Origin of the sequence: Saccharothrix tamanrassetensis, assembly GCF_014203665.1 — a bacterium.
GTDB lineage: Bacteria > Actinomycetota > Actinomycetes > Mycobacteriales > Pseudonocardiaceae > Actinosynnema > Actinosynnema tamanrassetense.
This window is the reverse complement of record NZ_JACHJN010000010.1, coordinates 92,437-111,909: the sequence shown is the minus strand read 5'-3', so window position 1 is coordinate 111,909 and position 19,473 is coordinate 92,437. Positions and strand designations below refer to the sequence as shown.

General features: G+C 72.2%; 20 protein-coding genes. 18 read left to right on the top strand and 2 right to left on the bottom strand.

All coding sequences use genetic code 11. From position 1 onward, the window contains the following. Window position 1 precedes the first annotated feature (1 nt). The 4 genes from FHS29_RS28210 (at window position 2) to FHS29_RS28195 (ending at window position 4,459) form a co-directional block, all read left to right on the top strand. Complete coding sequence (locus FHS29_RS28210) at window positions 2-1,270, top strand: DNA glycosylase AlkZ-like family protein (RefSeq protein WP_184695713.1); 1,269 nt, start codon at window positions 2-4, stop codon at window positions 1,268-1,270. Window positions 1,271-1,289: 19 nt separating this feature from the next. Further along, entirely contained in the window at window positions 1,290-2,396 is a 1,107-nt protein-coding gene (aroB, locus tag FHS29_RS28205) for a 3-dehydroquinate synthase (protein WP_184695711.1), read from the top strand. Beyond that, window positions 2,393-2,821, top strand: coding sequence for a type II 3-dehydroquinate dehydratase (aroQ, locus tag FHS29_RS28200; RefSeq protein ID WP_184695709.1), 429 nt, complete (start codon window positions 2,393-2,395; stop codon window positions 2,819-2,821). Before aroB ends, aroQ begins: the two co-directional genes overlap by 4 nt. 147 nt (window positions 2,822-2,968) lie before the next feature. Next, complete coding sequence (locus tag FHS29_RS28195) at window positions 2,969-4,459, top strand: glycoside hydrolase family protein (protein WP_184696150.1); 1,491 nt, start codon at window positions 2,969-2,971, stop codon at window positions 4,457-4,459. 27 nt (window positions 4,460-4,486) lie between these two features. Here the strand turns inward: FHS29_RS28195 and FHS29_RS28190 are convergent, their stop codons facing one another. Next, window positions 4,487-4,900, bottom strand: a complete 414-nt coding sequence (locus FHS29_RS28190; RefSeq protein ID WP_184695707.1) for a B-4DMT family transporter — start codon at window positions 4,898-4,900, stop codon at window positions 4,487-4,489. A 160-nt stretch (window positions 4,901-5,060) separates the two neighbouring features. On the opposite strand from FHS29_RS28190, the gene FHS29_RS28185 reads away from it, so the two are divergent. From FHS29_RS28185 to nusB, 3 genes are read left to right on the top strand one after another with little or no spacing between them, the layout of a single operon-like run. After that, entirely contained in the window at window positions 5,061-6,146 is a 1,086-nt protein-coding gene (locus tag FHS29_RS28185) for a M24 family metallopeptidase (RefSeq protein ID WP_184695705.1), read from the top strand. 52 nt (window positions 6,147-6,198) lie between these two features. Further along, the gene (efp, locus tag FHS29_RS28180) at window positions 6,199-6,762 is read left to right on the top strand and encodes an elongation factor P (RefSeq protein WP_184695703.1); all 564 of its coding nucleotides are present in this window, start codon (window positions 6,199-6,201) and stop codon (window positions 6,760-6,762) included. Window position 6,763: 1 nt separating this feature from the next. Further along, window positions 6,764-7,183 (top strand): transcription antitermination factor NusB, encoded by a 420-nt coding sequence (gene nusB / locus FHS29_RS28175; protein ID WP_184695701.1) that lies wholly within the window; start codon window positions 6,764-6,766, stop codon window positions 7,181-7,183. Between the two features lie 114 nt (window positions 7,184-7,297). On the opposite strand, the gene bldD is transcribed toward nusB, so the two are convergent. Continuing rightward, window positions 7,298-7,786 carry a transcriptional regulator BldD gene (bldD, locus tag FHS29_RS28170; protein WP_015103676.1) on the bottom strand — a complete coding sequence of 163 codons (489 nt, stop codon included), beginning with the start codon at window positions 7,784-7,786 and terminating at the stop codon, window positions 7,298-7,300. Window positions 7,787-8,044: 258 nt separating this feature from the next. Here bldD and pyrR point away from each other — a divergent pair, with 258 nt between their 5' ends. The 11 genes from pyrR to coaBC all read left to right on the top strand — a co-directional run bounded on the left by pyrR (window position 8,045) and on the right by coaBC (window position 19,434). Beyond that, window positions 8,045-8,617 (top strand): bifunctional pyr operon transcriptional regulator/uracil phosphoribosyltransferase PyrR, encoded by a 573-nt coding sequence (gene pyrR / locus FHS29_RS28165; protein WP_184695699.1) that lies wholly within the window; start codon window positions 8,045-8,047, stop codon window positions 8,615-8,617. Then, window positions 8,614-9,573, top strand: coding sequence for an aspartate carbamoyltransferase catalytic subunit (locus tag FHS29_RS28160; RefSeq protein WP_184695696.1), 960 nt, complete (start codon window positions 8,614-8,616; stop codon window positions 9,571-9,573). The genes pyrR and FHS29_RS28160 overlap by 4 nt, the downstream gene beginning before the upstream one ends. Further along, complete coding sequence (locus tag FHS29_RS28155; protein ID WP_184695694.1) at window positions 9,570-10,859, top strand: dihydroorotase; 1,290 nt, start codon at window positions 9,570-9,572, stop codon at window positions 10,857-10,859. Before FHS29_RS28160 ends, FHS29_RS28155 begins: the two co-directional genes overlap by 4 nt. Next, complete coding sequence (locus FHS29_RS28150) at window positions 10,856-11,341, top strand: PH-like domain-containing protein (protein WP_184695692.1); 486 nt, start codon at window positions 10,856-10,858, stop codon at window positions 11,339-11,341. The genes FHS29_RS28155 and FHS29_RS28150 overlap by 4 nt, the downstream gene beginning before the upstream one ends. Further along, complete coding sequence (gene carA / locus FHS29_RS28145) at window positions 11,338-12,477, top strand: glutamine-hydrolyzing carbamoyl-phosphate synthase small subunit (protein ID WP_184695690.1); 1,140 nt, start codon at window positions 11,338-11,340, stop codon at window positions 12,475-12,477. Before FHS29_RS28150 ends, carA begins: the two co-directional genes overlap by 4 nt. 2 nt (window positions 12,478-12,479) lie before the next feature. Next, entirely contained in the window at window positions 12,480-15,821 is a 3,342-nt protein-coding gene (carB, locus tag FHS29_RS28140; protein ID WP_184695688.1) for a carbamoyl-phosphate synthase large subunit, read from the top strand. Next, window positions 15,818-16,636 carry an orotidine-5'-phosphate decarboxylase gene (pyrF, locus tag FHS29_RS28135; protein ID WP_184695686.1) on the top strand — a complete coding sequence of 273 codons (819 nt, stop codon included), beginning with the start codon at window positions 15,818-15,820 and terminating at the stop codon, window positions 16,634-16,636. Before carB ends, pyrF begins: the two co-directional genes overlap by 4 nt. Window positions 16,637-16,939: 303 nt before the next feature. Beyond that, the gene (gene mihF, locus FHS29_RS28130) at window positions 16,940-17,257 is read left to right on the top strand and encodes an integration host factor, actinobacterial type (protein ID WP_033427832.1); all 318 of its coding nucleotides are present in this window, start codon (window positions 16,940-16,942) and stop codon (window positions 17,255-17,257) included. Next, window positions 17,254-17,856: a guanylate kinase gene (gene gmk / locus FHS29_RS28125; RefSeq protein ID WP_184695684.1), complete on the top strand. Its 603-nt coding sequence runs from the start codon at window positions 17,254-17,256 to the stop codon at window positions 17,854-17,856. Before mihF ends, gmk begins: the two co-directional genes overlap by 4 nt. A gap of 64 nt (window positions 17,857-17,920) precedes the next feature. After that, a complete protein-coding gene (rpoZ, locus tag FHS29_RS28120) occupies window positions 17,921-18,199 on the top strand; it encodes a DNA-directed RNA polymerase subunit omega (RefSeq protein WP_053721631.1) in 279 nt (92 codons plus the stop codon). Next, entirely contained in the window at window positions 18,196-19,434 is a 1,239-nt protein-coding gene (coaBC, locus tag FHS29_RS28115) for a bifunctional phosphopantothenoylcysteine decarboxylase/phosphopantothenate--cysteine ligase CoaBC (protein ID WP_184695681.1), read from the top strand. The genes rpoZ and coaBC overlap by 4 nt, the downstream gene beginning before the upstream one ends. Window positions 19,435-19,473 lie beyond the last annotated feature (39 nt).

The window sequence follows — 19,473 nt, the reverse complement described above, 5'->3', positions numbered from 1 at the left end:
GGTGGACCTGACCGCCGCCGACGTCCTCGCGCACCGCGCCGCGGTGCAGGGCCTGCACGACGGCGACTTGGGCGTGCTCGCGCTCGGCGTGGTGGACAGCCCGCCCAAGACCGGCGCGGCAGCCATCGCCGTGCGCGACCACCGGCACTTCGCGCCGCGAACCCGGACGCCGGGAAGCCAGGGGCCGCAGACCCAGACCCCGCAAACCCGAACGCCGCCGACCCGGACGCCGCAATCCGCGGCACCACAGACCCGTGTGTCGGAAGCCACGGTGCCGCTCGTCCGCGTGCTGAGCCTGCGCGGCGCGCCCCACCTGCACCGCCCGGACGACCTGCCGCGACTGCGCCGGCAACTGCGTCCCCGCACGGCGAAGCAGCTGGCGGCGTGGTGCGGGGCGTTCCCGTCGCCCGAACTCGACCACGTCGACCTGGTCGTGGACCTCCTGCACCGCGAGTTCCCCGGCGAGACGGCGACCAAGGGTGAGCTGTCCGGCGCGATCAGCCCCCACCTGCCCGACGTGGTCACCCCGTACTGCCCCGGCTGCGAGACCGACCACGTGATCGAGGGCCTGTTCCGCCTGTGCACGCTCCTGGCCGGCCTCGAACTGGAGCCCCTGGGCGCGAAGCTGGTCTTCCGGCGCCCCACAGCAGCCCCGCCCGCAGCAACCCTGTCCGGGACAGGCCAGCCCGGAGCAGGTCAGCCCGGAGCAGGTCAGCCCGGAGCAGGTCAGCCCGGAGCAGGCCAGCCCGGAGCAGGCCAGCCCGCAGACCCCGACCAGTACCCGGACCCGGACCCGGACGAGCCCACGCTGCTGCGCGACTACGCCCGCTACGTCGGTCCGTTCGCCAAGGCGGACGCGGAGAAGTGGCTCGGCGCGGGTCCGCCGGAGGTCTGGCCGGACCTCCGGCCGGTGACGGTAGAAGGTCGGAAACTCCTGGCGCACGAGGACGTACGCGACGCGCCCGAGCCGCCTCCCGGCCTGCTGCTGTTCCCGCGCGACCCGTACCTGCTCGGCCCGCGGTGGCTGGTGGCGGAGCCCGAAGTGGCGAAGCGGGTGTGGCGGCCGGTGGGCAGTCCGGGTGCGCTGGTGGTGCACGGGCGGGTCGCGGGAGCGTGGCGGTACACCTTCAGCGGGCGCACGGTCACCTTCCACGTCGAAGGCTGGCCGAAGATCAAGGGCTCCGCCCGCAAGGCCCTGGTGCACCAGGCCGACGTCCTGGCCGGGGTGTGGGGCGCGAACGCGTTGGAAGCGACCGTGGTCGAATGGTGACCGACGAAGGAGAGTGGTGATGGGCGAGCCGGTGCGGATCCGCGTGGCCGCGGAACGACCGTACGACGTGGTGGTGGGCCGCGGCCTGCTGGGCGACCTGGTGGAGGCCCTGCGGGACACCGCCAAGGCGGCGATCGTCCACACGCCCACGCTGGCCGAGACCGCCGAGGCCGTCCGCGACGAGTTGGCGGCGGCCGGTGTCGACGCGCACCGGGTGGAGATCCCCGACGCCGAGGACGGCAAGGACCTGCGGGTCGCCGGGTACTGCTGGAACGTGTTCGGCCAGATCGGGCTCGGCCGACGGGACGCCGTGGTGGGCCTGGGCGGGGGAGCGGTGACGGACCTGGCCGGGTTCGTCGCGTCCACCTGGATGCGCGGCGTGAAGCTGGTGCAGGTGCCGACCACGCTGCTCGGCATGGTGGACGCCGCGATCGGCGGCAAGACCGGCATCAACACCGACGCGGGCAAGAACCTGGTCGGCACGTTCTACGAGCCGCACGCCGTGCTGGTCGACCTGGCCACCCTGGAAACCCTGCCGCGCAACGAGCTGGTCGCGGGCATGGCGGAGGTCGTGAAGGGCGGCTTCATCGCCGACCCGGTCATCCTCGACCTCATCGAGGCGGACCCGGAGAAGGCCCTGGACCCGACCGGCGACGTGCTCGGGGAGCTGGTCCGGCGCAAGATCCAGGTCAAGGCGGACGTGGTGTCCACCGACCTGCGCGAGTCCGACCTGCGCGAGATCCTCAACTACGGGCACACCCTGGCCCACGCCATCGAGCGCCGCGAGCGCTACCGCTGGCGGCACGGCGCGGCGGTCAGCGTCGGCCTGGTGTTCGCCGCCGAGCTGGCCCGGCTGGCGGGCCGGCTGGACGACGCCACCGCCGACCGCCACCGCAGCGTGCTCACCTCGCTCGGCCTGCCCACCCAGTACGACCCGGAGGCGCTGCCGCAGCTGCTCGAAGGCATGAAGTCGGACAAGAAGAACCGCTCCGGCGTGCTGCGCTTCGTGGTGCTCGACGGCCTGGCCAGGCCCGGACGCCTGGAGGGCCCGGACCCGGCGCTGATCGTCGCCGCGTACTCGGCGGTGGCCGCCGAACCGAAGTCCGGCGGGAGCGTGCTGCTGTGAAGGTGCTCGTGCTGAACGGCCCCAACCTCGGCCGGCTGGGCACCCGCGAGCCGGACGTCTACGGCCGCACCACGTACGCCGACCTGGTGTCCCTCTGCGAGGAGACCGGCCGCGAGCTGGGCGTGGAGGTGGAGGTCCGGCAGACCGACTTCGAGGGCGAGATGCTCGGCTGGCTGCACCGGGCGGCCGACGACGGGACCGCCGTCGTGCTCAACGCGGGCGCGTGGACGCACTACTCGATCGCCGTGCGCGACGCGTGCTCCCAGCTCACCGCCCCGCTGGTGGAGGTGCACATCTCGAACGTGCACAAGCGCGAGGACTTCCGCCACCACAGCCACCTCTCGGCCGTGGCGGACGGCGTGATCGTCGGCCTGGGCGTCCAGGGCTACCCCCTGGCCATCCGGTGGCTCGCCGAGAAGGCCTGACGCGGCCGGCCGCGGCCCCGGCGCGCTGCACGCGTCGAGCTCGCCCGTTCGCGAATCACCCGTCCGAGTGAGTCGATCTCTACACTGAACGGAACCTGGGCGTGGCTCGTACCCCCGGTGTCGACCGTTCGTTCGGAAGTGGAGACCATGGCCGGCCCGACGAGGCTTCTCGGAGCCCTCCTCGCCTTCGCCGCCGTGACGGCGTGCGCGCCCAGCATCGCCGAACCGGTGCCCGCGCCCGCCCCGACCACGACCACGAGCACCGCGAAGACCACCAGGAAGCCGCCGCCCGCCCCGCCCATCACGGCCGACCGTGGCCGGCAGAGCCCCGGCGTCGTCGCGGCCGGCGCGGAGGCCCCGTACAACTACGGCCCGGCCGTGGTGTCCGAAGGCGGTCGCATCCGGATGTGGTGGTGCAGCCAGCTCCGCCACGCCGACCCGCCCGGCGACGACCTGCTCTACGCGGAGAGCACCGGCCCCCACGGCCCGTTCACCGCCCCGGACGGCAGCCCCGGCCAACCGGTCCTGTCCGGCAGCGGCACGGGTTTCGACGGCAAGCACGTCTGCGACCCGTCGGTGCTCAAGGTCGGCGGCACGTACTACCTGTACTACACCGGCGCCGCGGGCGAGCACGCCCACGGCAACGCCATCGGCGTGGCCACCAGCCCGGACGGCGTCGACTGGACCCGTGACGCGGGCGGCCGGCCGATCGTCAGCCCGTCCTACGACACCACCCGCGAGAACACCTACGGCGCGGGCCAGCCGTCCGTGCTGTTCGTCGACGGCTGGTTCTACCTGCTCTTCACCGACACCACGGGCCGGGCCGCCGGCTGGAACGGCGCGGGCCAGTTCGTCCTGCGCGCCCGGAACCCGACCTTCCTCAACCACGTGGAGGCCCTGGGCGAACGCGGCTTCGAACCGGTCGCCGACACCCGGAAACCGCGCACCCGCTCGGTGGTCGACGCGTTCAGCGCCGACTGGATGTACGTGGACGCGCTGAAGGCCTTCGCCATCGCCCACGAGACCGAGCACGGCACCACGATCACCTTCTGGAACCACGACTTCACCGGCAACCCCGTCCCCGCGGTCACCATCCCCGGCCGGTGGCGGGAAGGACCGGGGCTCATCAGGACCCCGGACGGCCACGCCCCGGTCTCCCCGGAGGACCCCTGCGGGCGCATCCCGCTCGACGTGGTGCGGGCGACCGTCGACGGAGCCGCCGCCGCCCCCACCGACCTGGGGCACTTCGGCCTGGACCTGACCAACGTCCCCGGCTGCAAGACCGCGGACGCGGCCCGCGTGCTCAACGGCTTCGCGGTGCCGTCACCGGAGCACACCGTCGACCTGGTCGTCGGCGGCAAGGTGGTCCGGGTGGAACGCCGCTCGGTGACCGCCCGCCTGGCCACCCGCATCCTGGACCGGCGACCGGCCGTCGTGGACGAGTTGCCCCTGGCCGCCCGCGTCCCGGCCGGCGCCAAGGCGGTCCGCGCGCCCAACGGGCAGTTGGGGCTGCTCCTGGACGGCAAGCTGTGGCTGGTGGGGGCGGAGGACGTGGCGACCCTCAACTCGTCGCCGATCACGGCCGTCACGCAGAAGACCTGGGACGCCTACGAACAAGCCGGCGACCTCCGCCGCTGACCGATCGGAGGGATTCCGGTGACGGCCCTAGTGCGACCCGTCGGGCTGCTCCGGCTGCGGCAGCGCGTTGCCCAGAGCCATGCCCATCCCGGCGGTCACCATCACCAGCAGCGCCGTGAACGCCGCACCACCCGTCAACGCCGCCCCGAGCGCCTCGACCCCGGTCTGGTCGACCAGCAACGACTTCCCCAGCACCCCGACCACCCCGGCCACCGGTCCGGCCACCAACGCGGCGAAGAACCACACCATCCCGCGCCCGTTCAACTGCCGCCACGTGTCGAGCGCACCCCACATCACGCCGGCCACCGCGACCAGCCCCAACGCGATGTAGCGCAACGCCGACGAGGCCCCGGGGCTGTGCACGCCCACCGCCTCGGTGCCGACCTGCACCCCGCCGTGCAGCAGTCCCATCCACAGCCCTCGCGGCAGCCACCTGCGCATCGCCCCACCCTAAGCCCCGCGCCCGGATCGACCCCGCACCCGGACCGACCCTGCACCCGGACATCCCGCACCCGGACCCACCTCGCGCCCCGCACCAGCGCCCCGCACCAGCCCGCGCCGGCCCGCTGTGCGGCGACTCGCGAGCCTCTAGTCTGCGGGTATGCCGCATGCACCTCGTCGCGCCGCACTGCGTGCCACGCTCCGGGACCGGGAGCTGGACGCGCTGCTGGTGACCAACCTGCTGAACATCCGCTACCTCACCGGGTTCACCGGGTCGAACGCCGCGCTGCTGGTGTCCGCCGACTCCGACGACGCCACGGTCTTCTGCACCGACGGCCGCTACCTGACCCAGGCCGAGCAGCAGGTGCCGGACCTGGAACGGGTCGTCGACCGGCCGTGCGACGTGGCGTTGGCCGGGCGGGCGGCGAAAGCGGGCCTGCGGCGCACCGGCTACGAGAGCCACCACGTGACCGTGGACGGGCTGGACACCCTCGCCGACGCCGCCGACCAGGTCGAGCTGGTCCGCACCCCCGGTCTGGTCGAGGAGTTGCGGCTGGTCAAGGACGACGCGGAGATCGAGGCGCTGCGCATGGCGTGCGCGGCGGCCGACCGGGCGCTGGCCGACCTGGTCGAGCACGGCGGCCTGTGTCCCGGCCGGACCGAACGCGAGATCGCCCGCGAGCTGGAGGGCCGGATGCTCGACCACGGGGCGGCCGGTCCGAGCTTCGAGAGCATCGTGGCGACCGGTGCCAACTCGGCCGTGCCGCACCACCGGCCCACCGACGCGGCCGTCCACGCCGGCGACTTCGTGAAGCTCGACTTCGGCGCCCTGGTCGACGGCTACCACTCGGACATGACGCGGACCCTGGTGGTCGGCAAGGCGGCCGACTGGCAGCGCGAGCTGTACGACCTGGTGGCGGCCGCGCAGGCGGCCGGGCGGCAGGCCCTGGCGCCGGGCACCGCGCTCAGCGCGGTGGACGCGGCGGCCCGCGGCGTGATCGAGGCGGCGGGCTACGGCGAGCAGTTCCTGCACGGCCTGGGACACGGCGTCGGCTTGCAGATCCACGAGGCTCCGGCGCTGTCCAAGGCGGGTGACGGTACACTTCTGCCCGGTATGGCGGTCACTGTCGAGCCCGGTGTGTACCTGGCCGGGAAGGGCGGTGTCCGCATCGAGGACACGCTCGTGGTGCGCCAAGGCGCCCCGGAGCTCCTCACCCTGACCACGAAAGAGCTAGTGGTCGTCTGACGCCCGAACACCCGGCGGACGCCCGCACACACTTAACAGGAGAGCCCACCCCGTGGCCACCACCAACGACCTGAAGAACGGCCTGGTGCTGAACCTCGACGGCCAGCTGTGGACCGTCACCGCGTTCCAGCACGTCAAGCCGGGCAAGGGTGGCGCCTTCGTGCGCACGACGTTGAAGCACGTCCTGTCCGGCAAGGTCGTGGACAAGACCTTCAACGCCGGCACCAAGGTCGACACGGCCACCGTGGACAAGCGGGGCATGACCTACCTGTACAAGGACGGCGCCGACTTCGTCTTCATGGACGGCGACACCTACGACCAGATCAGCGTCCCGGCGGAGACCGTCGGCGACGCGGCGAACTACATGCTGGAGAACCAGGAGGCGGTCGTCGCGCTGCACGAGGGCGTCGCGCTCTACGTGGAGCTGCCGACCAGCGTCGAACTGCTCATCCAGCACACCGACCCGGGCCTCCAGGGCGACCGCAGCACCGGCGGCACCAAGCCCGCCACGCTGGAGACCGGCGCCGAGATCCAGGTCCCGCTGTTCGTGACGACCGGCGAGAAGATCAAGGTCGACACCCGCGACGGCCGCTACCTCGGCCGCGTGAACGGCTGAGATGGGTGCCCGCAGCAAGGCCCGCAAACGCGCGGTGGACGTCCTCTACGAGGCAGACCTGCGAGGCGTCGACGCGGTGACCCTCCTCGCCGAGCGGGTGGGTTCCCCCGACGTCCCGCCCATCAACGACTACACGATCAGCCTCGTGGAGGGCGTCACCACCCACCGCGCCCGCATCGACGACCTGATCTCGGAGCACGCCGAGGGCTGGACCCTCCAGCGGATGCCGGGCGTGGACCGGGCCGTGCTGCGGACCGGCCTCTACGAGCTGCTGTGGGCCACCGACGTGCCGGACGCGGTGGCCATCGACGAGGCGGTGGAACTGGCCAAGCAGCTCTCCACCGACGACTCGCCGCGGTTCGTCAACGGGGTGCTGGGCCGCATCGCGGTCATCGCCGACCAGTTGCGCGCCGTTCTCTGACGGCGTCGCCCGGAAGACGGCGTCCTGCCCTGACCGCGGGTCATCCCCGGGTGATGCGCGCACCGACCGGACAAGGCCGCTTCCTCCACGTGGAAGCGGCCTTCTCCGCGTGCTTCAGTCCTCCTTGGCCGGTCGGGCCTCGGGGGGAAGCACACCCCAGTCGATGAGCTGTTCGGTCAGCTCGCCCGGCGTCATGTCGTAGATGATCGCCAGCGAGCGCAGGTCCTCGGTACGGATGGAGAGGACCTTGCCGTTGTAGTCGCCGCGCTGGCTCTGGATGGTGGCCGCGTACCGCGCGAGCGGTCCGACCTTCTCCGCGGGCAGCTGCTGCAACCTCTCCAGGTTGATCACGATCTTCGTCGCGGGTTCGGCACCCGAGGGCACCCGGCCCTCGGGCAGCAGCTCCGCGACCGGCACCCCGTAGAAGTCGGCCAGTTCGGCCAGCTTCTGCACGGTCACCGCCCGGTCGCCGCGCTCGTACGAGCCGACGACCACGGCCTTCCAGCGTCCGCCGGACTTCTGCTCGACGCCGTGCAAAGACAAGCCCTGCTGCTGCCTGATCGCGCGGAGCTTTGCCCCCAGCGCCTTGGCGTAGTCGCCCATGTGGCGGTTCTCCGTTCATTCGCCCCGTCAGCCGGTAGGGGACTGCCGCGGGGAGGCTTAGATCAATACGCAGAGTAATGATTGCTCTCCGTGGTCACCAGGTCAAGCTGATCTCGCCGGCCCAGGTGGGCGAGACCACGCGGACCACCCGGAAGATTGACCCGGAAAGCCTGATACGGTGCTGGTCAGCCCGGTCGCAGCCGGGTGTCCGACGTCCTTTAAGGACCCGTCCAGCGAGGCGGGGAAGGAGGTCCAACCGTGGCGCCACGTCAACGTGGCGCGACGGACCCGGCCGGGGAGCGCGAGCTCCTGTCGGCCGGCGACGTCGCGCGCACCGTCGCCCGAATGGCCCATCAGATCATCGAGAAGACCGCTCTCGATGCACCGAGCGCACCCGAAGTAGTCCTGATGGGGATTCCAAGCCGGGGTGCGCCGCTCGCGCGGAGGCTGGCCGTCAAGATCAGGGAATTCAGCGGTGTGGCGGTACCCACCGGCACCCTGGACGTGACGCTCTACCGGGACGACCTGCGGCGGGGCCCGACTCGGCCACTCGAGACCACCGAGCTCCCGGATGGCGGTGTCGACGACCGGCTGGTCGTGCTGGTGGACGACGTGCTGTTCTCCGGCCGCACGATCCGCGCCGCCCTGGACGCCCTGCGCGACCACGGCCGCCCGCGCGCCGTGCAGCTCGCGGTGCTGGTCGACCGGGGTCACCGCGAACTGCCGATCCGCGCCGACTACGTGGGCAAGAACGTCCCCACCGCCCGGTCCGAGGAGGTCCACGTGCTGCTGGACGAGTTCGACCAGCGGGACGGGGTGGTGCTGCGGTGAAGCACCTGCTGTCCACCGAGGGCATCGACCCCGCCGCGGCCACCGCGATCCTGGACACGGCGGCGGGCCTCAAGCAGTCCCTGGAGGGCCGCGAGGTCCGCAAGCTGCCGACCCTGCGGGGCCGGACCGTCATCACGATGTTCTACGAGAACTCCACCCGCACCCGGGTCAGCTTCGAGATCGCCGGCAAGTGGATGAGCGCGGACGTGGTGAACGTCTCCTCGTCCGGCTCCAGCGTCGGCAAGGGCGAGTCCCTCCGGGACACCGCGCTGACCCTCGCCGCGGCCGGCGCGGACTGCGTCATCGTCCGCCACCCGGCCTCCGGCGCGGCGCACCGCCTCGCGACCTGGCTCAAGCACACCGGCACCTCGGTGGTCAACGCCGGCGACGGCATGCACGAGCACCCCACCCAGGCCCTCCTGGACGCCGCCACCCTGCGGGAACGCCTCGGCGGACTCGACGGCCGCCGCGTCGCCATCGTCGGCGACGTCCTGCACAGCCGGGTGGCCCGCTCGAACGTCCACCTGCTGACCGCGCTCGGCGCGGAGGTCACCCTGGTGGCCCCGCCGACCCTGCTCCCCACCGGGGTGGAGAACTGGCCGGTCACCGTCTCGCACGAACTGGACGCCGAGCTGCCGTCCCAGGACGCCGTCATGCTCCTGCGCGTCCAGGCCGAGCGCATGTACGGCGGGCCCGCCGGCGCGGGAGGCAACGGACACTTCTTCCCGTCCGCCCGCGAGTACTCCATCGCCTACGGGCTGAACGAGAACCGCCTGAACCTGCTGCCCGGCCACGCCGTGGTGCTGCACCCCGGCCCGATGCTGCGCGGCATGGAGATCGCGAGCACGGTCGCCGACTCGCCGCGCGCCGCGATCACCGACCAGGTGCGCAACGGCGTCCACGTGCGCATGGCCGTCCTCTACCACCTGCTTGCCCACGAGGAGGAAACCGCGTGAACCCCTTGATCCTCAGGGGAGTACGGCCGTACGGCGAGGGTGACCCGACCGACGTGCTGATCCGCGACGGCGTGATCGCCGGGATCGGCTCGATCGAGGACACCGGCGCCGACACCGACACCGTGGACGGCCGCGGCGCGATCCTGCTGCCCGGCTTCGTGGACCTGCACACCCACCTGCGCGAACCCGGCCGCGAGGACACCGAGACCATCGCCTCCGGCTCCGCCGCCGCCGCCCTGGGCGGCTACACCGCCGTCTTCGCCATGGCCAACACCGACCCGGTCGCGGACAACGCGGTGATCGTGGAGCACGTGGCCCGCCGGGGCCGGGAGGTCGGCCTGGTGGACGTCCACCCGGTGGGCGCGGTCACCGTGGGCCTCAAGGGCGAGAAGCTCGCCGAACTGGGCACCATGGCCAAGGCCGGCGTGCGGGTGTTCTCCGACGACGGCCACTGCGTGCACGACCCGCTGATCATGCGACGCGCCCTGGAGTACTCCAAGGCCCTGGACGTGGTCGTCGCCCAGCACGCCGAGGAGCCCCGCCTCACCACCGGCGCCCAGGCCCACGAGGGCGAACGAGCCGCCCGCCTGGGCCTGCAGGGCTGGCCCGCCGCCGCCGAGGAGGCCGTGGTCGCCCGCGACTGCCTGCTCGCCAAGCAGGTGAACGCGCGGCTGCACGTCTGCCACGTCTCCACCGCCGGCACCGCCGACGTCCTGGCCTGGGCCAAGGCGCGGGGCACCGACGTGTCCGCCGAGGTCACCCCGCACCACCTGCTGCTGACCGACGACCGGCTGGAGACCTACGACCCGGTCAACAAGGTCAACCCGCCGCTGCGCACCGCGCGGGACGTCGAGGAGCTCCGCCGAGCCCTCGCGGACGGCGTGATCGACTGCGTGGCCACCGACCACGCCCCGCACGCCGTCCAGGACAAGGACTGCGAGTGGTCCGCCGCCCGTCCCGGCATGCTGGGCCTGCAGACCGCCCTGTCGATCGTCATCCGCACCATGGTCGAACCGGGCCTGCTGACCTGGCGGGGCGTGGCGAGGGTGATGAGCGAACGGCCCGCTGAGATCGCCGGCCTGCCCGACCACGGCCGTCCCGTCGCGGTGGGCGAGCCCGCCAACCTGACCCTGGTCGACCCGGACAGCCGCTGGACCGTCCGGGGCGCCGACTTCGCCAGCATCGCCGCCAACACCCCGTTCGAGGGCATGGAGCTCCCGGGCCGGGTGGTGGCCACGCTGCTGCGCGGGCGCGTGACCGCCACCAGCGGAAGGATCCCCGCATGACCCGCGTGCTGCTGTCCCTGGCGATCCTGGCCGTGTTCGCCCTGTGCCTCTACGGCATGTGGCACGGCTGGCGCGCCCGGGCCCGACGCCAGGCCGAAACCCTGCCGGCCTTCCCGCGGCCCCCCGCCGAACCGGGCACGGCGAAGCTGGAGACGACGGGTGTCTACGTGGGCACCACGATCGGCGACGACTGGCAGGACCGGGTCGCCGTCGGCGACATCGGCCACCGGGCCGACGCCACGCTGAAACTGACCGACAACGGGGTCCTGGTGGAACGCACCGGGGCCACCGCCATGTGGATCCCCCTGGAGGACGTCGAGGGCGCCCGCACCGCCCGCGGCCTGGCGGGCAAGGTGATGACCGCCGACGGCCTGCTGGTGGTGCGCTGGCAACTCGACGGGCAGACCTTCGACACCGGGTTCCGCGGCGACGACAAGGACGTGTACGAGCAGTGGGTGCAAGCGCTGGGAGGCAAGGAATGACGAACGCGGCACTGGTCCTCGAAGACGGCCGGGTCTTCCGCGGCGAGGCCTACGGTGCGGTCGGCGAGAGCCTCGGCGAGGTCGTGTTCTCCACCGGCATGACCGGCTACCAGGAGACCCTCACCGATCCCTCCTACCACCGCCAGATCGTGGTGCAGACCGCACCGCAGATCGGCAACACCGGCTGGAACGACGAGGACGACGAGTCCGGCCGCATCTGGGTGGCCGGCTACGTGGTCCGCGACCCCGCCCGGGTTCCGTCCAACTGGCGCTCGACCCGCAGCCTGGACGACGAGCTCGCGCGCCAGGGCATCGTCGGCATCGCCGGCATCGACACCCGGATGCTCACCCGCCACCTGCGCGAACAGGGCGCCATGCGGGCCGGGGTGTTCTCCGGTGACGCGCTCGACTCCCCGGAGGCGATGGTCGAGCGGGTCCGCACCGCGCCCGGCATGAAGGGCGCCGACCTGGCGGGCGACGTGACCACCGCGAGCCCCTACGTGGTCGACGCCATCGGCGAGCGCAGGTTCCGGGTGGCCGCCCTCGACCTGGGCATCAAGACCAACACCCCGCGCATGATGGCCGCGCGCGGCATCGAGGTGCACGTCCTGCCGCTGACCTCCACCTACCGGGACATCGCCGCGATCGAACCCGACGGCGTGTTCCTCTCCAACGGCCCCGGCGACCCGGCGACCCAGGCGCACGCCGTCGACCTGACCCGCGAGGTCCTCCAGCACCGGACCCCGCTGTTCGGGATCTGCTTCGGCAACCAGATCCTGGGCCGGGCGCTGGGCCGCGAGACCTACAAGATGCGCTACGGCCACCGCGGCCTCAACATCCCGGTCATCGACGTGGCGACCGGCAAGGTGGCGATCACCGCGCAGAACCACGGCTTCGCGCTGGAGGGCGAACCGGGCCAGGAGTTCGGCTCCGACTTCGGCCGCGTCCAGCTCAGCCACTACTGCCCGAACGACGGCACCGTGGAGGGCGTGCGCGCCCTGGAGGTGCCCGCGTTCAGCGTGCAGTACCACCCCGAGGCGGCGGCCGGTCCGCACGACGCCGCCCCGCTGTTCGACGAGTTCTGCAAGCTGATGTCCGACTCCACCGGCGGACAGACGACGAGCGAGGGCCGCTGACCATGCCGAAGAGGACCGATCTCAACCACGTGCTGGTCATCGGCTCCGGCCCGATCGTCATCGGGCAGGCCTGCGAGTTCGACTACTCGGGCACCCAGGCGTGCCGCGTGCTGCGCGACGAGGGCCTGCGGGTCAGCCTGGTCAACTCCAACCCGGCCACCATCATGACCGACCCGGAGTTCGCCGACGCCACCTACGTCGAGCCGATCACGCCGGAGTTCGTGGAGAAGGTGATCGCCGCCGAACGCCCGGACGCGATCCTGGCCACCCTGGGCGGCCAGACCGCGCTGAACACCGCCATCGCGCTGCACGAGCGCGGCGTGCTGGAGAAGTACGACGTCGAGCTGATCGGCGCGGACATCGACGCCATCCAGCGCGGCGAGGACCGGCAGATCTTCAAGGACCTCGTCCGCAAGCTCGGCGCCGAGGTACCGCGCAGCGCGGTGTGCCGGACCATGGACGAGGTCCGCGCGACCGTCGCCGACCTGGGCCTGCCGGTGGTGATCCGGCCGTCGTTCACCATGGGCGGCCTGGGCTCGGGCATGGCGCACACCCCCGAGGAGCTGGAGCGGCTGGCCGCCACCGGGCTCGCGGAGTCCCCGGTCACCGAGGTGCTGATCGAGGAGAGCGTGCTCGGCTGGAAGGAGTACGAGCTGGAGCTCATGCGCGACCGCAACGACAACGTCGTGGTCGTGTGCTCCATCGAGAACATCGACCCGATGGGCGTGCACACCGGCGACTCGGTGACCGTCGCGCCCGCGATGACGCTGACCGACCGCGAGTTCCAGCACATGCGCGACGTCGGCATCGCGGTCATCCGCGAGGTCGGCGTGGACACCGGCGGCTGCAACATCCAGTTCGCGATCCACCCGGGGACCGGGCGCATGGTCGTGATCGAGATGAACCCGCGCGTTTCCCGTTCCTCCGCGCTCGCGTCGAAAGCGACCGGCTTCCCGATCGCCAAGATCGCCGCGAAGCTCGCCATCGGTTACACGCTGGACGAAATCCGCAACGACATCACGGGCGAGACGCCGGCGAGTTTCGAGCCGACGCTGGACTACGTCGTGGTGAAGGTGCCGCGCTTCGCGTTCGAGAAGTTCCCCGGCGCGGACCGCACGCTCACCACGACCATGAAGTCGGTCGGCGAGGCCATGTCCATCGGCCGCAGCTTCGTCGAGGCGCTGGGCAAGGCGTTGCGGTCCATGGAGACCAAGGCCGCGGGCTTCTGGACCACGCCCGACCCCGACGTGACGCTGGAGTCCACTCTGGACGAGCTGCGCACGGGCCACGACGGTCGGCTGTACACGGTGGACCGCGCGCTGCGCCTGGGCGCGACCGTCGAGCAGGTGCACGAGGCGTCCCGCATCGACCCGTGGTTCATCGAGCAGATGGCCTGGCTGGTCGACCTCCGCAAGGAGATCGAGGACGCCCCGGTGCTGGACGAACGCCTGCTGCGCAAGGCGAAGCGGGCCGGCCTGTCCGACCGCCAGGTCGCCGCGCTGCGCAGCGAACTGGCCGGCGAGGACGGCGTGCGGACGCTGCGGCACCGCCTGGGCGTGCGCCCGGTCTACAAGACCGTCGACACCTGCGCCGCCGAGTTCGCCGCCAAGACCCCGTACCACTACTCGGCCTACGAGCTGGACCCGGAGGCCGAGTCCGAGGTCGCCGAGCAGCGCGCGAAGCCGAAGGTGCTGATCCTGGGCTCCGGTCCGAACCGGATCGGCCAGGGCATCGAGTTCGACTACTCGTGCGTGCACGCGGCGATGGCGCTGCGGGCCGCCGGGTACGAGACGGTGATGGTCAACTGCAACCCGGAGACGGTGTCCACCGACTACGACACCTCCGACCGCCTGTACTTCGAGCCGCTGACGTTCGAGGACGTGCTGGAGGTGTTCCACTCCGAGCAGCGCTCCGGCACGGTCGCGGGCGTGGTCGTGCAGCTGGGCGGCCAGACCCCGCTGGGCCTGGCGCAGCGGCTGGCGGACGCGGGCGTGCCGGTCGTGGGCACCCCGCCGCACGCCATCCACCTCGCCGAGGACCGGGGCGCGTTCGGCCAGGTGCTCACCGACGCCGGCCTGCCCGCGCCGAAGTACGGCACCGCCACGTCGTTCCCGCAGGCCAAGAAGATCGCCGACGAGATCGGCTACCCGGTGCTGGTGCGGCCCTCGTACGTGCTCGGCGGGCGCGGCATGGAGATCGTCTACGACGAGGAGTCGCTCAAGAGCTACATCGCCCGCGCCACCGAGGTCAGCCCGGAGCACCCGGTGCTGGTCGACCGGTTCCTCGACGACGCCATCGAGATCGACGTGGACGCGCTGTTCGACGGCGAGGAGGTGTTCATCGGCGGTGTGATGGAACACATCGAGGAGGCCGGCGTGCACTCCGGCGACTCGGCGTGCACGCTGCCCCCGATCACGCTGGGCGAGACCGACATCGACAACGTGCGCCGGTCAACGCGGGCCATCGCCGAGGGCATCGGCGTGCGCGGCCTGCTCAACGTCCAGTACGCGCTCAAGGACGACGTGCTGTACGTGCTGGAGGCCAACCCGCGCGCGTCGCGCACCGTGCCGTTCGTGTCCAAGGCGACGGCCGTGCCGCTGGCCAAGGCCGCCGCCCGGATCATGCTCGGGGCGACCGTGGCGCAGCTGCGCACCGAGGGGCTGCTGCCCGCGACCGGTGACGGCGCGAAGCTGCCCCCGCACGCCCCGGTCGCGGTGAAGGAGGCCGTGCTGCCGTTCCACCGGTTCCGCACGCCGGAGGGCAAGGGCGTGGACTCGCTGCTCGGGCCGGAGATGAAGTCCACCGGCGAGGTGATGGGCATCGACGTGTCGTTCGGCACCGCGTTCGCCAAGTCCCAGACCGCCTCCTACGGCTCGCTGCCCACCTCGGGCCGGGTGTTCGTGTCGGTGGCCAACCGGGACAAGCGGGCCATGATCTTCCCCGTCAAGCGGCTCGCCGACCTGGGCTTCGAGGTGCTGGCCACGACCGGCACGGCCGAGGTGCTGCGCCGCAACGGCATCCCGTGCACGGTGGTCCGCAAGCACTTCGAGGGCGAGAAGAACATCGTGGACGCCATCCTGGCCGGCGACGTCGACATGATCATCAACACCCCGTACGGCAACAACGGCCCGCGGGTCGACGGCTACGAGATCCGCACCGCGGCGGTGGCCAAGGACATCCCGTGCGTGACCACCATCCAGGGTGCCGCGGCGGCCGTGCACGGCATCGAGGCCGTCATCCGGGGCGACATCGGCGTACGGCCGCTCCAGGCCCTCCAGGCGGCTCTGCGCGCCGAGGAAGCCCCGGGTCGGCCCGAGGAGCGCGCGGAACGGAGCGGCGGATGAGGTTCGGGGAGCGCCTGGCCCGGGCCACCGCCGCGCACGGCCCGCTGTGCGTCGGCATCGACCCCCACCCCGGCCTGCTGGACGCGTGGGGCCTCCCGCAGGACGCCCGCGGCCTCGAACGCTTCGCGCTGACCTGCGTGGAGGCGTTCGGGGGCCACGTGGCCCTGGTGAAGCCCCAGGCGGCCTTCTTCGAGGTGCACGGGTCCAGGGGCGTGGCCGTGCTCGAACGGGTCGTGGCGGACCTCAGGGACAGCGGCACGCTGGTCCTGGTGGACGCCAAGCGCGGTGACATCGGGTCCACCATGGCCGCCTACGCGGCGGCGTACCTCACCGACGGCTCGCCGTTGGCCGGTGACGCCGTGACGCTGTCGCCTTACCTCGGTTTCGGATCGCTCGACCCGGCGCTCGAAGCCGCACGGGCGAGTGGGCGGGGCGTATTCGTACTCGCGTTGACTTCTAATCCCGAGGGTTCCTCGGTGCAGCGGGCGGTCGGCGCGGACGGCCGTTCGGTGGCGCAGTCGGTGATCGACGCGGCGGCCCGCCGAAACGCCGGCGCGGACCCCCTCGGGGACGTCGGCCTGGTGGTCGGCGCGACCGTCGGCGAACTCGGTGTCGACCTGTCCGACCTGCACGGACCCGTCCTGGCGCCGGGCTTCGGGGCGCAGGGCGCGACGGTCGCAGACCTGCGCGCGGTGTTCGGCCACGACCTGCCCGGAGTGCTCCCGGCGAGCTCCCGGGACGTGCTCCGGCACGGCCCGGACTCCGCAAGTTTGCGGTCCGCCGCGGTCGCCGTGCGGCACCTGCTGGAGATGTGATCACGATCAAATCGCGACACGCTTTGCGTGGTCCGCTCACCTGCGTAAACGCCGCCTGGTACGGTCCTGCCACCGACGGGATCATCCCCCATCGAGCGCATACCACACAGGTCGTGCGCAACGCGTTACCGGTGGCGGTGATGGGCCTGTCGGGGGGTGTTGGTACTACTACCACCCGCCGCAACGTCCGGGCGCTGAAAGATTCACCTGACTGGGACTGACCCACGTTGTACCCAGGCAATTGCGCTCGGTACGGTCGCGGCACCGATCCAGAATTGAAATTCCCACACCACGGAGGAAATCGTGGCCCTTCCCCAGCTTACCGAGGAGCAGCGGGCCGCAGCGCTGGAGAAGGCTGCTGCCGCTCGTCGCGCTCGGGCTGAGCTCAAGGAGCGCCTCAAGCGTGGCGGCACGACCCTGACGGACGTGCTGAAGGCCGCCGAGAGCGACGAGGTCCTTGGCAAGATGAAGGTGTCCGCGCTGCTCGAGGCGCTTCCGGGCGTCGGCAAGGTTCGTGCGCAGCAGATCATGGAGCGGCTTGAGATCGCTCCGAGTCGGCGGCTGCGCGGCCTGGGTGAGCGGCAGCGCAAGGCGCTGCTCACCGAGTTCAGCGGCGAGTGAGTGATGGCACCGGGGCGGGATCGGGCGCACGCGCCCGGTCCCGCCTCACCGTCCTGTCCGGGCCCTCGGGGGTGGGCAAGTCCAGCGTGCTGGCCGAGCTCCGCCGGATGGGGCCCGACCTGCACTTCAGCGTCTCGGTGACCACCCGGAAGCCGAGGCCGGGCGAGGTCGACGGCGTCCACTACCACTTCGTGGACGTGTCCGAGTTCCGCAAGATGGTCGCCAACGGCGAGCTGCTGGAGCACGCCGAGTTCGCGGGCAACTGCTACGGCACCCCCCGCGAGCCGGTGGAACGGGCGCTCGCGTCCGGCCGGCCGGCGCTGCTGGAGATCGAACTGCAAGGCGCGCGCCAGGTCCGGGCCGCCATGCCCGAGGCCCAGCTGGTGATGCTCGCGCCGCCCTCCTGGGAGGACCTGGTGCGCCGGCTGACCGGCCGCGGCACCGAGGACCCCGCCGTGGTGGCCCGCCGGCTGGAGATCGCCCGCGAGGAACTCGCGGCCGAACCCGAGTTCGACCAGGTCGTGGTGAACGCCGACGTGCGGTCCGCCGCGACCCGCTTGCTAGACTTGGTGGTCGGCCCGGCGCCCGACGCGCGGTAGCGCGCGTTCGCAGGCGAGGGACGGCCCCGGATTTTCGAACACCAACCGCCAGGAGCGTTGACGAGTGACCACGCACACCGAGCTGGGCCCGCTGTCGGGCACTCCGGAGGGCATCACCAACCCGCCGATCGACGACCTGCTGGAGCAGGTCAGCTCCAAGTACGCGCTGGTGATCTACGCCGCCAAGCGCGCCCGCCAGATCAACGACTACTACGCCCAGCTGGGCGAGGGCCTGCTGGAGTACGTCGGCCCGCTGGTCGAGCCGGGCCCGCGCGAGAAGCCGCTGTCGATCGCGCTCCGCGAGATCCACGCGGGCCTGCTCGAGCACACCGAAGGCGAGTGACCGACTCCGCCGAGGCCTCCTCCCGTCCCCGGGTCGTGCTGGGGGTGGGCGGGGGCATCGCCGCCTACAAGGCGTGCGAGGTGCTGCGCCGGCTCACCGAGTCCGGTCACTCGGTGCGGGTCGTCCCCACCGACGGCGCGCTGAAGTTCGTCGGCGCCGCCACCTTCGAGGCGCTGTCCGGGCAGCCGGTGCACACCGGTGTGTTCTCGGACGTGCCGTCCGTGCCGCACGTGAAGCTGGGCCAGGACGCCGACCTCGTCGTCGTCGCGCCCACCACGGCGAACCTGCTGGCCAAGGCCGCCCACGGGCTGGCCGACGACCTGCTCACCAACACCCTGCTGACCGCGCGCTGCCCGGTCCTGCTCGTCCCGGCGATGCACACCGAGATGTGGGAGCACCCGGCGACGCGGGCCAACGTGGCGCTGCTGCGCTCGCGCGGCGTGGTGGTGGCCGAGCCCGCCAGCGGCCGGCTGACCGGCAAGGACACCGGCAAGGGTCGGCTGCCCGAGCCCGCCGAGATCGCGGAGCTGGCCCGCCTGCTGCTGGAACGCCCGGACGCGCTGCCCCGCGACATGGAGGGCCTGCACGTCGCCGTCTCCGCCGGCGGCACCCGCGAGCCGCTCGACCCCGTCCGCTTCCTGGGCAACCGCTCGTCCGGCCGGCAGGGCTTCGCGCTGGCCCGGGTCGCCGCGCAGCGCGGCGCGCGGGTCACGCTGGTCGCCGCGCACACCGCCGACCTGGTCCCGCCCGCCGGCGTGGAGGTGCAGCGGGTGGGCACCGCCGCCGAGCTGCGGGAGGCGATGCACCGGGTCGCCCAGGACGCGCGGGTCGTGGTGATGGCCGCCGCGGTGGCCGACTTCCGGCCCGCCGCGCTCGCCGAGCACAAGATCAAGAAGACCGACCGCGACCCGGACCCCGTCCGGCTGACCCGCAACGCCGACATCCTGGCCGAGCTGGTCGAGGCCCGGCGCGCCGGGCAGGTGGTCGTCGGCTTCGCGGCCGAGACCGGCGACGGCGAGACCGACGTGCTGGACTACGGTCGCGCGAAGCTCGAGCGCAAGGGCTGCGACTGGCTCGTGGTCAACGCCGTGGGCGACGGCAAGGCCTTCGAGGTCGAGGACAACGCCGGGTGGCTGCTGTCCTCCGCCGGCGCCGAAACGCCCCTGCCGCACGGCTCCAAGGCGCGCCTGGCGTCCGCAGTGTGGGACGCCGTAGTCCCCGCTTGCGGAGTTTGAGACTCCGGGGCCGACCCGTCAGTAAGCTTGACCCAATCG